Origin of the sequence: Acinetobacter sp. YH12231 (assembly GCF_013417755.1) — a bacterium.
GTDB lineage: Bacteria > Pseudomonadota > Gammaproteobacteria > Pseudomonadales > Moraxellaceae > Acinetobacter > Acinetobacter amyesii.
The window spans coordinates 14,513-29,852 of the sequence record NZ_VPDJ01000009.1 but is presented as its reverse complement, the minus strand read 5'-3'; the positions used below and the strand labels follow the sequence as shown (position 1 = coordinate 29,852).

14 protein-coding genes are annotated in these 15,340 nt (G+C 39.9%); 7 read left to right on the top strand and 7 right to left on the bottom strand.

Annotation, left to right across the window (positions count from 1 at the left end):
* Positions 1 to 53: 53 nt before the first annotated feature.
* A complete protein-coding gene (locus tag FTV11_RS06570; RefSeq protein WP_180073610.1) occupies positions 54 to 680 on the top strand; it encodes a YidB family protein in 627 nt (208 codons plus the stop codon).
* Between the two features lie 87 nt (positions 681 to 767).
* Here the strand turns inward: FTV11_RS06570 and FTV11_RS06565 are convergent, their stop codons facing one another.
* The 3 genes from FTV11_RS06565 to FTV11_RS06555 are packed head-to-tail and all read right to left on the bottom strand — an operon-like array spanning position 768 to position 2,723.
* On the bottom strand, positions 768 to 1,376 hold the full coding sequence (locus FTV11_RS06565) for an OB-fold-containig protein (RefSeq protein ID WP_168378601.1): 609 nt from the start codon (positions 1,374 to 1,376) through the stop codon (positions 768 to 770).
* A 16-nt stretch (positions 1,377 to 1,392) separates the two neighbouring features.
* Positions 1,393 to 1,719, bottom strand: a complete 327-nt coding sequence (locus FTV11_RS06560; protein WP_180004656.1) for a Rieske (2Fe-2S) protein — start codon at positions 1,717 to 1,719, stop codon at positions 1,393 to 1,395.
* Positions 1,719 to 2,723 carry an adenosine kinase gene (locus tag FTV11_RS06555; RefSeq protein ID WP_180073609.1) on the bottom strand — a complete coding sequence of 335 codons (1,005 nt, stop codon included), beginning with the start codon at positions 2,721 to 2,723 and terminating at the stop codon, positions 1,719 to 1,721. The genes FTV11_RS06560 and FTV11_RS06555 overlap by 1 nt, the downstream gene beginning before the upstream one ends.
* Positions 2,724 to 3,000: 277 nt before the next feature.
* Here FTV11_RS06555 and FTV11_RS06550 point away from each other — a divergent pair, with 277 nt between their 5' ends.
* The 4 genes from FTV11_RS06550 (at position 3,001) to FTV11_RS06535 (ending at position 8,656) form a co-directional block, all read left to right on the top strand.
* Complete coding sequence (locus FTV11_RS06550; RefSeq protein ID WP_078188654.1) at positions 3,001 to 3,450, top strand: GNAT family N-acetyltransferase; 450 nt, start codon at positions 3,001 to 3,003, stop codon at positions 3,448 to 3,450.
* A gap of 175 nt (positions 3,451 to 3,625) precedes the next feature.
* On the top strand, positions 3,626 to 4,399 hold the full coding sequence (locus FTV11_RS06545; RefSeq protein WP_180073608.1) for a hypothetical protein: 774 nt from the start codon (positions 3,626 to 3,628) through the stop codon (positions 4,397 to 4,399).
* Positions 4,400 to 4,540: 141 nt separating this feature from the next.
* A complete protein-coding gene (locus tag FTV11_RS06540; protein WP_180073607.1) occupies positions 4,541 to 7,480 on the top strand; it encodes an insulinase family protein in 2,940 nt (979 codons plus the stop codon).
* An 18-nt stretch (positions 7,481 to 7,498) separates the two neighbouring features.
* A complete protein-coding gene (locus FTV11_RS06535; RefSeq protein ID WP_180004659.1) occupies positions 7,499 to 8,656 on the top strand; it encodes a phospholipase A in 1,158 nt (385 codons plus the stop codon).
* Between the two features lie 377 nt (positions 8,657 to 9,033).
* Here FTV11_RS06535 and FTV11_RS06530 read toward each other — a convergent pair whose 3' ends face one another.
* The 4 genes from FTV11_RS06530 to ilvA form a co-directional block, all read right to left on the bottom strand.
* Positions 9,034 to 10,371: a TrkH family potassium uptake protein gene (locus FTV11_RS06530; protein ID WP_078188650.1), complete on the bottom strand. Its 1,338-nt coding sequence runs from the start codon at positions 10,369 to 10,371 to the stop codon at positions 9,034 to 9,036.
* Between the two features lie 51 nt (positions 10,372 to 10,422).
* Positions 10,423 to 11,082, bottom strand: coding sequence for a TrkA family potassium uptake protein (locus tag FTV11_RS06525; protein WP_168378595.1), 660 nt, complete (start codon positions 11,080 to 11,082; stop codon positions 10,423 to 10,425).
* Between the two features lie 104 nt (positions 11,083 to 11,186).
* Positions 11,187 to 11,654: a hypothetical protein gene (locus FTV11_RS06520; protein WP_180007813.1), complete on the bottom strand. Its 468-nt coding sequence runs from the start codon at positions 11,652 to 11,654 to the stop codon at positions 11,187 to 11,189.
* 194 nt (positions 11,655 to 11,848) lie between these two features.
* The gene (gene ilvA, locus FTV11_RS06515) at positions 11,849 to 13,387 is read right to left on the bottom strand and encodes a threonine ammonia-lyase, biosynthetic (protein ID WP_180007812.1); all 1,539 of its coding nucleotides are present in this window, start codon (positions 13,385 to 13,387) and stop codon (positions 11,849 to 11,851) included.
* A 107-nt stretch (positions 13,388 to 13,494) separates the two neighbouring features.
* On the opposite strand from ilvA, the gene rpiA reads away from it, so the two are divergent.
* Both rpiA and FTV11_RS06505 read left to right on the top strand, forming a co-directional pair.
* Positions 13,495 to 14,166, top strand: coding sequence for a ribose-5-phosphate isomerase RpiA (gene rpiA, locus FTV11_RS06510; protein ID WP_180004663.1), 672 nt, complete (start codon positions 13,495 to 13,497; stop codon positions 14,164 to 14,166).
* 215 nt (positions 14,167 to 14,381) lie between these two features.
* On the top strand, positions 14,382 to 15,062 hold the full coding sequence (locus FTV11_RS06505) for a SprT family zinc-dependent metalloprotease (RefSeq protein WP_180073606.1): 681 nt from the start codon (positions 14,382 to 14,384) through the stop codon (positions 15,060 to 15,062).
* Positions 15,063 to 15,340: the final 278 nt, after the last annotated feature.

Genomic DNA, 15,340 nt, shown 5'->3' with positions numbered 1-15,340 from the left:
TTTCCCACGTATGCTGTAATTAAGTTTATCTAGGTTTCACTGGGAAAAATAAAATGACAAATTTAAATAATATTGTTGAGATTTTAGCAAAGCAGGCCCTTGGTGGTGCAAACAATCAAAATCAACAAGGTGGCTTGGGCGGTATTTTAGGTTCGGTGCTGGGTCAATTTGGTGCAAATGCAGGCACTCAAAATACCCAAACCAATGCTCAAAACCAAGCGGGTGGTTTGGGTGGAATTCTAGGCTCTGTGTTGAGCCAACTGGGCGGTGCTGCGCAGTCGCAGCAACGTAGTAGTGGTGGCAATGCTTCAACCATTTTAGTTGCAGTGTTACCTCTGGTGCTGGCTTGGATTCAAAAACAAGGTGGCCTACAAGGTGCTTTGGATAAATTACGTGGACAGGGCTTGAGCAGTCAGGTTGATGATTGGGTATCTACAGGCCCTGGCGATAATGCCGCTGTGAATAATCAACAAGTACAAAATTTATTTGATGATGCCGAAGTGGAGCAAGTTGCACAAGAAACTCAAACTCAGAAACAAGATGTGTACAGTGCAATTTCAACAGTATTGCCGCAAATTATTGACTCATTGACGCCACAAGCTGGACAAACCAATCAGCAAGAAGCGAATGCTGATATTCAACAAGTGATGAATTTGGTTTCAGGTTTTCTTAAGCGTTAATCACAATATCGTTTGATGGTATTTGATTGAATACAAGCCAGTGAACACTGGCTTTTTTATGATTTGAAAAATGATAACAATGTGACGCTAAGATGGATTAAATAAACGGTTCGACACACTGATTTTTTTGCCAATATAGTGTGATTTTTTTTGACGAATCAAAATGATTTTTGACTGAAATTCTAACTCACCAAACTCTGGTTCAACTTGCACATAATGTAGTTGACCAAACTCATCACGCACACGCGCTTGAGCCGAAAAGCCGGGACGGGCATTTCCACTTGAAATGGTTGCTAGACGACCCAGTAGGTTAACGGTTTGTTTTTTATATTTGGGCGGTACAACCTGATCCAAACAATGAATCATAAATACCGTAAAGAATATGGCAATAATCAACGCAGGTAAAATAAGATAATAAGCGGGAACGAATTGACCTTCTTTAGCGTGAATACAGAACTGAAGTACATAGCCTGCAAAGCTAAAATTCATCAGTAGAAAGAACAAAATCAGAGTCTTGGAAAATTTGACATTCAATAATGCCAATTCTTGTATGCGCTGTGGGGCAATTCTTTTCAAAACTTGGCTAGGACTAATATTGATGTAATAGCCAATGGTTTCAACCATGCCCAATAACAGTACGGCCAATAAACTTAAATGAAAGGGTATTAAGTTATAGTCTGTTAAAAATGCGGACATGGTTGTATTCCAGTGTTTATTCTTCTGTGAGGTAGATTCCACCATCAGAATGCACGTTAATGTTCACTTTTTCAAGGGCTTGACCTTGGCATGGGCCAGAAATACATTCCCCAGAGTCGACCATAAACAGTGCGCCGTGTGTTGAGCACTCAATAAACTCTTGGTCACGATCTAGAAACTGATTTTCAAGAAACTCAAGTTCCACGTGCAAGTGTGGGCAGTTATTTTGATAAGCGTAAAACATGCCATCACGTTGGGTGATAAAAATCGTTTCACCTTCAGGCGTTTCGAATGATCGTGCTTCACGTTCAGGCACATCATCCGTCATGCAAATTTTAAACATTAAGCACATTCCTTCTGAAATGATTGTAAAAGCTGAGCATAGTCTTCAACTGCTAGGCGTGGACCAAACTGAGCCACAACTTCACTTGAGATCAAGATGGCAAGTTCAGCAGCCGTTTGATAGTCATGACCTGCATTGAGTGCATATAGGAAAGCACCAGCAAAAGCATCACCAGCACCATTGGTATCTACTGCGGTAACTTTACGACCTGGCACGGTAAATGTTGCGGCTTCATTATGAATTAAGGCACCTTTGGCACTTAATGTAATGACAATGTGTTTGCTTAGTGATTGCAATTTCGTAAGTGCAGCATCTAAATGATCTGTTTCTGTATACATCAGCGCTTCTTGTTCATTACAGAACAATAAGTCCACGCCATCATCGAGTAAATCATCTAGACCTTGACGTGCATATTGCACCATTGCTGGATCAGATAAGGTCAATGCAATTTGTACCCCATTGGCTTTGGCGATTTGGCGTGCTTGTTTTACCGCAAGGCGTGCGCTGTCTGATGTTGAAAGATAACCTTCGATATATAACCATTTCGCAGTATTTAAGCTGCCAAAATCAATTTGGCTATCAGTCAATTCCGCAGTAATACCGAGGTAAGTATGCATCGTACGTTCAGAATCAGGGCTGACCAATACCATACATGTGCCAGTTACACCTTCACTGATTGATTGAGTTGCAGTTTGGATACCTGCGTCGTTTAAACCATTTAGGTAAATTTGACCTAAGTCATCATTGCCGACACGACAACCATAAAATGCAGTTCCGCCTAAAGCACTAAAAGCAACCGTTGTATTTGCTGCAGAACCACCAGAAGCTTGACCTTTATATTCTTGAGTGGCTTTTAGATTGTTATAAAGGGCTGCTTGAGTATCGCCATCTGTCAGTTGCATCGTACCTTTTTGCAGATTGTGTTGAATTAGGAATTCGTCAGAGACTTTAAATTCTTGGTCAATAAGTGCATTACCAATTGCAAAAAGGTCAACAGTTGCCATGTTGTATGTTCACATCAAAAAAATGAAAGTGCTAAGTTTACACGAATGCTCAGGATTGCTGTAGTTTGTTGAAAAAAATTCAATTAAAGGACAAGTGTGTATAAAAATCGGGCAAATCCATTATATTTTTACATTTTTTTTGAATTAGTTGCCGTTTTAATCAGCTTTGCTATTGTGCAAATCGAAAAATTTTACTTTTATAGAGCTATAGGGTGTTCAGACTGAATCAAGATGATTTGGTCATCATAAATAGATAACAGATTAAAAGTGTGAATATATGGAAATTACGATTCGTCCAGCAGAGCAACTTCCTGCTCAAATCGAAAATATTGCTGCTTTGGCGCAGCATGAAGGCTATACATTTATACACCGTTTAATTGAAGAATATCAAAGTGGTAAAAATCGTTTTGACCAAACGGGTGAGCAATTATTGCTTGCTTATGATGGCGATAAATTAATTGCTTGTGGCGGTTTAAATCAGCAATGGGGTGATACTGGTGTAGAAGAACGGATTGGTCGAGTTCGCCGTTTCTATGTGCATCCGCAGTACCGTCAGCATGGCGTGGGTAAGCAGCTATTGGTGGAATTGGAAAAGGGTGCAAAAAAACACTTTTCTGCACTGTGCTTAAATACTGAGCTTAAAAATGCTGCAAAATTCTATCAAAAACAGAATTATGTCTATGTTGAAAGCCATCCAAATTATAATTATTTCAAATATCTAGTTTAGTTTTAAATCCACAAATAGACAGTAAATACTGTAAATGAAGCATCCGATATCGGGTGCTTTTTTTCTTGTGACAATTCTAAAAAAAGAGTGCCTTATTATAAGCAAATTTTTAAGCAAAAATTCATTTCAGTTATCGAAGATATAAGCATCAAAATAACTGCATTGAGTGATGCATATGCATATGCAAGTGCATGAACTACAAGACTACGTTAAAAAAGTCCCCCAGATTACCGCGCTGTTTTGGTTGACCAAAATTTTTGCGACCACCTTTGGTGAAACCAGTGGTGATGCACTGTCCATGTCCTTAAATTTGGGCTATTTACTCAGTACCTTTATTTTCGCAGGCATATTTATCAGTTTGCTGTATTTTCAAATAAAGTCCAAAGCCTATAAACCTTATTTATATTGGGCCACGATTATTGCCAGTACAACGGTAGGTACGACTTTAGCGGATTTTGTAGATCGTTCTTTAGGGATTGGCTACTTGGGTGGTAGTTTGCTGTTGCTGAGTTTGGTGCTCATATCGCTTTTCAGCTGGTATCAGGTCGAAGGGGCAATTAATCCGAGTGTAGAGAATTTGCCGCGAACACAGATCTTTTATTGGTTGACGATTACCTTTTCTCAAACATTAGGTACAGCTTTGGGGGGCTGGACTTCCGATAGTGCAGGATTAGGCTATAGCGGTGGTATATGGCTATTTGGTGGTCTAATCGTATTGATGGCGTTGTTGTATTTTTTTAGTCGGGTCTCAAAGACGATTTTATTTTGGGCTACTTTTGTTTTGACACGTCCATTGGGCGCAGTTGTCGGCGATTTTTTAGATAAGCCCATCAGTTCAGGTGGATTGGATTTAAGTCGCTTTATGGCTTCCTTTGTATTGCTGTTGGCGATTGTGATTTGTGTCTATTGGTCAACACGAAATGATAGGCAATCCATAAAACAAGTCTAAATGTCTTAGTGCTAAAACAAGTGATTTTTAAAATTAAAGTTCAAGTTGATTAAAACAGTTGGAAATGTTGTTTCGGTGAATCTAGTTGTGATTTTTTAAGGTATACTTTGCCTAATTTAAATGAATAGATTAGGAGCACACATGACTGTAGATGTCACTGAAACCATTTCTCAAACTGTACATCCCGCGTTTCAGTTGATTCGTCAACATCATGTTGAAGCTTTAGACATTTTAGTGTCTGAATATAAACACAAAGTGACTGGCGCAGTGCATTATCACTTAGCCACAAACCATGACGAAAACGTATTTTTAGTTGCCTTCCGTACACAGCCGATGGATTCAAAAGGCGAGGCGCATATTCTTGAGCATACAGCACTGTGTGGCTCAGAAAAGTTCCCTGTACGTGACCCATTCTTTTTAATGATTCGTCGTTCACTCAATACATTTATGAACGCGTTTACCGCAGCGGATTGGACGGCTTATCCATTTGCAACGCAAAATAAAAAAGATTTCCAAAACTTGTTAGAAGTTTATATGGATGCTGCTTTTGCTGCGAATTTGAACCCGCTTGATTTTGCGCAAGAAGGGATTCGTATTGAGCTAGAAAATGGCGAAGCTGTATATAAAGGCGTGGTATTTAATGAAATGAAAGGTGCCATGAGTTCACCTTCAGATCAGTTGTATCACCAACTTGCCCATCATTTATTCCCAGAAACGACATATCATTACAACTCAGGTGGTGATCCTAAAGACATTCCTGACTTAAGCTATGAAGAGCTAGTAAGTTTCTACAAATCACATTATCACCCAAGTAATGCGGTGTTCATGACCTTTGGTAATGAGCCTGCTTATAACTTACAAGAACAGTTTGAAACGCTTGCTTTGTCAAAATTTGAAAAAGGTCAAACGCTGTATTCAAAACCTGAACGTCGTTTAACTGCGCCTGTAACGGTAACTGAAACGTATGCAGTTGATGCTGAAGACCTCAAAGACAAAACCTATCATGTGCTTTCTTGGTTATTGCCTGAAGCAAGTAATATTAAATTACGTTTAGGTATGCGTTTGGTTGAGGGGGTATTGCTTGAAGATTCTGCTTCGCCATTACGTCATTACTTAGAAACCTGTGGTTATGCACAGTCTACTGGTCCATTCATGGGCGTAGATGACTCAAACTATGAAATGACGTTCTACTGTGCAATTCAAGGTTCAAACCCTGAGCATGCAGAACAATTTAAAAATGGCGTGTTTAAAGTATTAGAAGACGTTGCGGCTAAGCCTGTTGATCCAGCTTTAGTTGAGGCGATTTTACATCAGATTGAATTGCATCAGCGTGAAATCAATGGTGATGGTACACCATATGGCCTAAGCTTAATTCTGAATGGTTTAAGCAGTGCGATTCACCATTCAGACCCTGTGGATGTTTGGGATGTGGATACGGCCATTGAACAAGTGAAGGAAGAGTTGAAAGACCCAATGTGGTTATCTAACTTAATCAAAACCTACTTGCTTGATAATCAACATCGTGTGCAATTAACTTTGGTTCCAGATGCTGAAAAAAATGCGTTGGAAGCGGCAGCAGAAAAAGCACGTTTAAAAGAAATTGATGCGAACTTAACTGAAGCGCAAAAAGCAGAGATTATTGCGCAGACTGAAGCACTGAACATTCGTCAAGATACCCCAGATGATTTGAACCTATTGCCTAAAGTAGGTTTAGAAGACGTTCCTGCACAATTACAGATTGTACAAGGTCAATTACGCGAAATTATCAGTAATGGCTTGGATACGCCGTTAAATCTTTACCACGCAGGCACCAATGGTCTTTACTACCAACAAGTTTTGATTCAGATTCCTGATGAAGTGGTGCAATCGCCGTATTTCAATCTTTTATCGATTTTGATGGGTGAAGTTGGTGCAGGTGAATACGACTACTTAGAGCTACAACAGTTGCAAACAGCTGTGAGTGGCGGTTTAGGTATGGGTGCATCGCTGCGTTCAAAAGTGGACGACAAAGGTCAAATTAGTGCTTGGCTGACTCTAACCACTAAATCATTGGTGAATAATCTTGAAGCTATTCGCTTATTGAAATTGGCTTTTGAACAGCTACGTTTTGATGAGAAAAACCGTATCGTAGAGTTATTGCAACAACGTAAAGCACGTTGGCAGTCACGTGTTTCTGGCTCTGGTCATAGCTATGCAATGCAAATTGCAGGTCGTCAACATAGTGCATTGGCGTTACGTGATTATCATAATACAGGGCTAAGCGCGCTGAACTGGTTGTCAGAACTTGTCAGCAAAATTGAGCAAGACGACACGGCTTATAATGCCTTGATTGATGAGCTTAAGTTAATTCATAACCGTTTGCTTAAAGCACCAAAACAATTCTTGGTGGTGTGTGAAGAACATCATTCAGACCGATTGGTTGAGGAAGTTCAAACCATTTGGGATAAAGTGGCGATTGACGATAACCCACATGATTTAACTCAAGTGAATTTTGCGGATAGCAACAATGACGAAGCTTGGCTCATTCAAGCCAATGTTCAGTTCTGCGCTTCAGCATATCCTGCGGTGGAAGTGTCGCATCCTGATGCAGCACCTTTAATGATTTTGGCGGCTTATTTGCGTAATGGCTTCTTGCATAGCGCGATTCGTGAAAAAGGTGGTGCTTATGGTGGTGGTGCAAGCTATGACGGTAATGCATGTTCATTCCGTTTCTATAGCTACCGTGACCCACGTTTAGCTGAAACGTTTAAAGATTTTGACGCAAGTGTGCAGTGGCTACTGAATGCTGAACAACAACCTCATCAGCTAGAAGAAGCGATTTTGGGTCTAATTGCTAGCATGGATAAACCGGGATCACCAGCGGGTGAAGCTATTACAGCTTGCTACGCTTTATTGCATAAACGCACGCCAGCTTTCCGTCAAATGTTACGTGAACGTTTGTTGAATGTGACTTTGGAAGATCTAAAACGTGTTGCTGTAGCGTACTTGGTTGAACAACAACCGACAAAAGCTGTGGTTGCACCGATGGCTAAGCGAGATGCTTTGGTTGAGCTTGGTTTCGAAATAAAACAAGTGAATTAAAACAAAAAAGGGGTTTTTATGGCGTTCAAATCTCTTGAGCGTACGACATTGCAACTGAGCCTAATTGCGCTCAGTTCAATGTATGTCAATACTGTAAATGCACAAAATGCGGAAGTGGCTGTTAAACCAGCTACCGCTGAAGCATGTGTGGCACTTGAGTCAAATGCAGAGCGATTATCGTGTTATGACGCTTTGTTTAAAGTGCAACCTGCTGAAAAAGAAATGTTGGTTTCTGAGCGCCAAGCCGCCCAAGAAATTAAACCTGAGCCGACTGAAAAGCTGACTTTGAAAGAAAAAGTCAGTCATGCGTTTACGGACCGTTTATTTGCTGTAGAAGCACCGAACCTCAATCCAAATCTTTCATTATTGGATAGTCGTTGGGAGCTTTCTCCAGAAAGTAAATTGGGAACATGGAATATTCGCGGCTATCAACCTGTGTATTTAATGCCGGGATATTGGACGTCGGATAAAAATGAACGTCCATCTAGCCCGAATGAAAACAACACGGTACAAGCCGATCAGGAACAAAACCTGAAATCGATGGAAGCCAAATTCCAATTGTCATTAAAAACCAAAGCTGTTGAAAACTTATTTGGTGATAATGGTGATATCTGGTTGGGCTATACCCAGTCTTCTCGTTGGCAAGTCTACAACGAAGACGAATCACGACCATTCCGTGAAACCAACTATGAACCTGAAGCTAGTCTGGTTTTTCGTACCAACTATGAACTCTTAGGTTTGAATTGGCGTATGTTGGGTCTAACCTTTAACCATCAGTCTAATGGACGTTCTGATCCCTTATCGCGGAGTTGGAACCGTGTCATGTTAAATCTAGGATTTGAACGTGATAATTTTGCACTGATGTTACGTCCTTGGTATCGTTTCGAAGAAGATACCAAAGATGATAACAACCCAGATATTACCGATTATGTGGGACGTGGGGATTTAACAGCGTTTTATCGTCATAAAGATCATGACTTTAGTTTGATGTTGCGCCATTCACTAAAAGGTGGTGATGATTCACATGGTGCTGTGCAGTTTGATTGGACTTTCCCAATCAATGGTAAATTGCGCGGTACAGTTCAATTGTTTGATGGTTATGGTGAAAGTCTGATTGACTATAACCATCGTGCAACCTATGTCGGTGTCGGTGTGTCATTAATGAATTGGTTTTAATGATTGCTCAATAATTAATTTACGGACGTAAAAGTAATTTCGCATTTTTAAGATGCTTTTAAGTCTAATCGACGGAGTCTTATATCTAGGGATTGAATAAAGGGATTAGCCTTCGGCTGGAGGTACTTTTGTTTCGGCAAAAGTACCCAAAACCATTGTCATCCGCAAAACTCGCTCTCTAGCGTCTATTTATTTAAAGTATCGCAAAAACATTTTTGATTAGAAGTCATCCTGTCTCAAACACTTGCGGATGACCTTACCGCGTATCGTTCTTTCATTTGAATCAAATTACGCTTCTGATGTTACTATGTAACATCAGTAAATAAAAAAACCATGCTATGGCGTGGTTTTTTTATAACTGTGAGAAAATGTACAAATCAACCAATCTGAATCTCAGAAGGTGGGTGTTTTAAGCGACTCTTCTTCGGTGTGGCAATCAGATAAGCCAGTGTTAAGGGTCCAAGTCGACCTGCGAACATTAATAACATCAGGGCAACTAAACTAGCAGGTTGTAAGTCACTGGTGATGCCACGAGATAGGCCTACTGTACAGGCAGCGGATACCGCTTCGAACAACAAATCTAAAAAGCGTTTATCAGGTTCGAGAAGCAATAGACTGAAAAAGCCAATGAAAATCAACGTTACTGTAATGAAAATCACCGCTAATGCTTTAAAGGTCGTTTTTTCAGAAACAGAGTGGTTAAACACACGCAGTTCATCTTCACGTCTTAAAAAACTGACCACACTGAGTACAACAATAATAAACGTCCCGACTTTGATGCCACCAGCTGTACTGAGAGAACCACCACCAATAAACATCAGTAACATCGTGATCAGTGAAGATGCATCGCTCATGCTTTCCATGGGTAAGCTGTTAAAACCCGAAGAGCGCGGAACAGTTGCATGGAACCAAGCATTTAGGGCTTGGTCACCAAGTGACATCGTAGCTAAGGTAGCAGCATTATTAGCTTCTAATAACCAAATGGTGATGAAGGCAAAGACATTTAAACCCGCAATAGTCGATAAAATCAGCTTGCTATTGGTACTGAGTTTTTTCCAACTTTTATTGCGCTTAATGTCCATCAGTACCAAAAAGCCGATACCCCCAATAATGTAAAGCATACTGATGGTAAACGTAATGAAATAACGGTCAGCAAAGCTCATTAAACTATTGGGAAATAATGAAAATCCACCATTATTAAATGCTGAAACACTATAAAAGGCAGCATAGAACAGGGCCTGGTTAAAATTGTATTCTTGCATCCAAGCGATGGTCAAAATAACCGTTCCCACCATTTCAAAAAATAGCGAATAAAGCAGTACGCCTTTAATAGTCATGGTCACTTTGGCAAGACTGGTTTGTCCAATGGTTTCTTGAGCCATAATTTGTTGTTTTAGCCCAATTTTAGGGGACAAACTCATAGCGGCCAATATCGCAAAGGTCATAAAACCGAGACCACCGCATTGTAGTAAACCCATAATCACGACTTTACCAAACACCGTATAGGCTTCGCCGACATTCACAACTGAAAGTCCAGTAATGGTTACGGCAGAGGTCGCTGTAAAGAGGGCATTGATCCAACTTAAATCACCATGATGTGAATATGGGAGCTTTAACAGCAAGGTGCCAATGATAATGAGCCCAAGAAAACCCAATGCCAAAATACTGGGTGGGCTGAGATTAATGGTATTACGCTGTTTATTGTGCAGTTTCATGTTTTTTACTGTCATCTTGCGTGATTATGTGCAAAAGGAGCTCGACGCTGATTACAAAGTTGCTTTAAAGTGTTTAGCCAGTCGACGTAAATGTTCGAGTAAACCTTCAACCACTAAAATATCGCCTGTTTGTAAAATCAGGTTCGGATCTAAACTATATTGAAGCTCGGTGCCACGTTTATGCAAAATCGTCTTCACTTCAGGGACATGATCCATTATTTGATTTAAACGCGTGCCTTGTTGTGATTCTTTAATTTCAACTTTCACCAAATAATGGTCATCTTCGAGTACCATGTAGCGGCTCACCATTGGATAACTTAGTGACTGAGCAACACGGACACCCATATCTTCTTCAGGATGGATGATTTTGCTGATGCCTAAATGGGTTAAAATCATGTGATGCGCTTTGGACTTGGCTTTGGCCCAAATTTTGTTGATCCCCATGTTTTTAAGATGGAGCACACATAAGATGCTGGCTTCAATATCTTCACCAATTGCGACTACGACGGCTTCACAATTTTGAATATTGAGTTCATGTAAAACGTGCTCATCTGTTGCGTCAGCAATCACTGCATGGGTCAGTTGGTCCGAAATACTTTCAACAAACTTTTTGTTGCTATCGATTCCAATGACATCGTGTTTTAAACCCATGAGTTCAGTGGCTACAGTTGCGCCAAAACTTCCTAAGCCAATCACAGCGAATTGAGCCATGCCGTATTCCTAAATTATTCTAAAGTTATTGAATATGTTGATGTTAGCTTGTTCAGCCTGGAGCGGCTATGGAAATTTACATAATCCATCTAAACCGAAAAGCTCTAATTTTTAATTTCTTCAGCATTTTGATAGGCATAAAGTTCAACAATATTGGGGCAATTATCCATAACTTGTTGGTATTTAAAAATTTCATAGCCTAATTTATTTTTTAGAATGTATTGAAATTGATGCTGATCTTCTTTAATGACATTTAAGGTGGCTTTACGAACGAGCTCAGAATTGTTCTTTAAACGGTTTAAGCCATCGCATGAAAATTCACGGATGATGGCTTGAACAGGTTCGGGAGCGGTTTGATCACTTAGCTCATCAAAGCGAATATATACAATGTAATTTGGATATTGATTCAACATTTCAGCTTGCGCGGTATAGCCGTAAATATTTTCTAGATTTTGCGTACGGGACTGATTTGGAATTTGTTTCATACTTTGACGAATCTTATCTTCCTCTTGCTTAAGTTGATAAGCCGGATATGCATAAAAATATCCACCTAAACCTACAATAGCGATCATAAATAAGGCATAAAAATTCAATTTTAAATATCCATTTTGTTTTATTTTCAATGGATTATAGGGTATGGTTAAATTAACAACAATGACAGCGTTGATGAATTAATTTGATGAATTTATTTATTTTGATTCAGGAAATAGTTGATGCAAATAAAAAAGCTGGAACCTAGATCCCAGCTTTCATATAGAAATTTTACTTATTTCAAGAAACGTTGATAACCGAGGTTATTGGTAATCTCAACATATGGATAGGTAATATTTTCCAATGTTTCAATCAAACCATCTGGGTTTTGTTTCGCATCCGTTGCTTCCATACCCACCAATACACGACCTTCCGCAGCACCGTGGTTACGGTAGTGGAATAGGGTGATGTTATGCGTTGGGCCTAGACGTTCTAAGAAAGTCAGTAATGCGCCTGGACGTTCAGGGAATTCCACGCGGAATAGGCGTTCATTCTCGATATCGGCATGACCGCCAATTAAATAACGGATATGGAGTTTAGCCACTTCATCGTCTGAAAGATCGTCTACATCGTATTGGAATTTTAAGGTTTCAAAAATTTCCTGACGTTCTTTTTCGCCATTTTTGAGACTAATACCCACAAACACTTGAGCGGCACTTGAGTAGCTTGCGCGGTAGTTAAACTCAGTGATGTTACGGCCTTGTAGTGCGCGGCAGAATTGGAGGAATGAACCTTTTTCTTCTGGAATGGTCACAGCAAAGATCGCTTCTTTACGTTCACCCAGTTCAGTACGTTCTGCAATGTAGCGCAGACGGTCAAAGTTCATATTAGCGCCGCATACAATCGACACCATATTTTTATTTTCTAGACCATGCTCTGCAACATACTTCTTAATACCTGCAAGCGCCATTGCACCTGACGGCTCTACAATGCTGCGGCACTCATCAAAGGTATCTTTAATTGCAGCACAGATTTCATCTGTATTCACCAAAATAACGTCACGCTCAACAATTGGGCCTGAGTTATCTGATTTTTGTAGCTGAATCACTTCAAATGGTTTTTCACCAATTTGTGCAACTGCTGTACCGTCGGCAAAAAGACCAACAGATGGAAGAATGACACGTTCATTAGCTTCAAAGGCTGCTTTTAAACATGCTGATTCGTCATATTCAACAGGAATGACTTTAACATGCGGTGCCACATCACCTAAATAAGCAGCTACACCGGCAATGAGACCGCCACCGCCAACAGCAACAAATACATACTCTACATCACGCCATTGACGCAAAATTTCGTTGGCAATGGTTCCTTGACCGGCCATAACGAGTTCGTCGTCATAAGGTGGAATAAAGGTCATACCTTCATCTTTTGCACATTGGATTGCATATTTATTGGCTACGTCAAAAGAATCACCATGCAGAACTACCTCACCACCTAAGCGTTTAACCGCTTGTACTTTAATGTCTGGTGTGGTTTTAGGCATAACAATAATGGCGCGAATACCCAACTTTTTACCAGATAACGCCACGCCTTGAGCATGGTTACCTGCAGAAGCAGTAATAACGCCACGTTCCAACTGAGATTTCGGTAATTGACTAATACGGTTGTAGGCACCGCGTAGCTTGAAAGAAAAGACAGGTTGTAAATCTTCGCGTTTAAAGCGAATGTTATTGTTTAGTTTTTCACTAATTCGTGGCGCTGCTTCGAGTGGGGTTTCGATTGCAACGTCATAGACTGTTGCCTGTAATATTTGTCGAACCAAACGAGACAGCATGTTAATTTTCCATCTAACAGTTTAAAATAGGCGTTCATTGTAACAAACACCCGTACATTTGGGCTGTAAAATCAGCAACAAATGTCAAAAAATAGTTGAGCCAAGTTATGAGTCTGTATGCTACCCAAGATGAAAAGAAACAAGCTGCCGCAAAAGCTGCATTAAAGCATTTGCCAAAGGGCGGTATTTTGGGTGTTGGTACAGGAAGTACTGTGAACTTCCTCATCGAATTATTGCCAGAGCTTCAACTCGAAGCTGCGGTTGCCAGTTCTGAAGCAACTGCACAACGTTTGAAAAAATTAGGCATTGAAGTGGTTGATATGAACCATGTTGGTGGTTTAGATGCCTATGTGGATGGCGCAGATGAAATCGACCGTCATATGCACATGATTAAAGGCGGCGGCGCTGCGTTGACTCGAGAAAAAATCGTGGCGTCTATTGCGAAAAAATTCGTTTGTATCGTAGATGATTCTAAATGGGTTGATCAGTTGGCACGTGAATTTCCGCTTCCTGTAGAAGTGATTCCAATGGCACGTTCTGCTGTGGCACGTAAAATCGTTTCTTTAGGCGGCGATCCTGTGTACCGTGAAGGCGTAGTAACAGATAACGGTAATGTAATTTTAGACGTACACAACTTAAATATCCTAAATGCATTGGAACTTGAAAAAACTTTAAACAATATTCCGGGTGTAGTGTGTAACGGTATCTTTGCTCTAAACAAGGCGGATATTGCGGTTGTAGCCACTGATAACGGTATTGAAGAGCGTACTGCGGTTTAATCTATAGAAAATTTAAATGTAAATAGAGTTTCGATTTATATTTAAATTTCTAATGGAAGTTCCCTCTCCTTTGAGGAGAGGGTTAGGGAGAGGTCAATTTAAATGTCCCCCTCATCCTAACCTTCTCCCAGAGGGAGAAGGAACCCTCAATATACTTTTGAAAACTGCTTAAAGTTAAATTTTATGCATTATTAATAAGCTTTTAAAAAGAATAAATGACTCCCAACCTCCCTGAAATTCAAATCACCCGAAAATTACGTGCCACACGCTTAAGGCTGCGTGTAGGACCAACTCAAATTAAATTAACTGTTCCCCAGTTTTGTACACAGCGCCAAGTTCAAGATTTTCTGAAACAAGCAGAACAATGGATGATTGAGACATGGCAGAAGCAGCAGGAAAAAACAGGGCAGATTGATAAAACGCTTCCAGCCGAATTAAAACTATTCAATTTAGAACAGCCTCTAAGCATTGTTTATAAAGTTCAAAAACATTCATTCATCTTAGATGAAGAAAATCATCAACTTTTCATTAGTGACCGACAGCCTGAACAATATTTAAAAAGCTTTGTGATTGCTTACGCTAAAAAGTATTTACCGATTTATTTAAAGAAAGTGAGCAGTGAAACAGGCTTGAAATATGGTGAGTGCTCGATTCGTCAGCCCAAAACGCGCTGGGGAAGCTGTTCAGCGCGCCATGATATTATGCTGAATAGCGCATTGGTGCTGTTTCCAGAGCAAGTTGCACGATATGTGGCTGTACATGAGTTAGCGCATACCAAGCACTTTGACCATAGCCCAAACTTTTGGGCTGAAGTTCAAAAACATGATGTTCATTTCCAGCAGCATCGGAAAACGTTGAAGAGCAGTCCAATGGCGTGGTGGTGGAATATTGTTTGAGGTTAATTTTTATTTTAAAAATTAATGCAAAATGCGGTAGCTTTTGATTAAGACAAAAATTATTAACAGAAGTATTAAAAAGAAGAAATTTTCAACTGAAAAGGCTTCTGCAAGATATAGTTTGTAATGAAGGATAATAACAATAAGTAAGATTACGCCGATGTTGTAAAGCATATTGGTGTGGTTAATATTGAAATTGTTTTTTATTAAATTTAACTAATTATTATATTCTAACTCCAAATATCCATTGTCTTGCTCTTGCTACTTTACGAAATCTT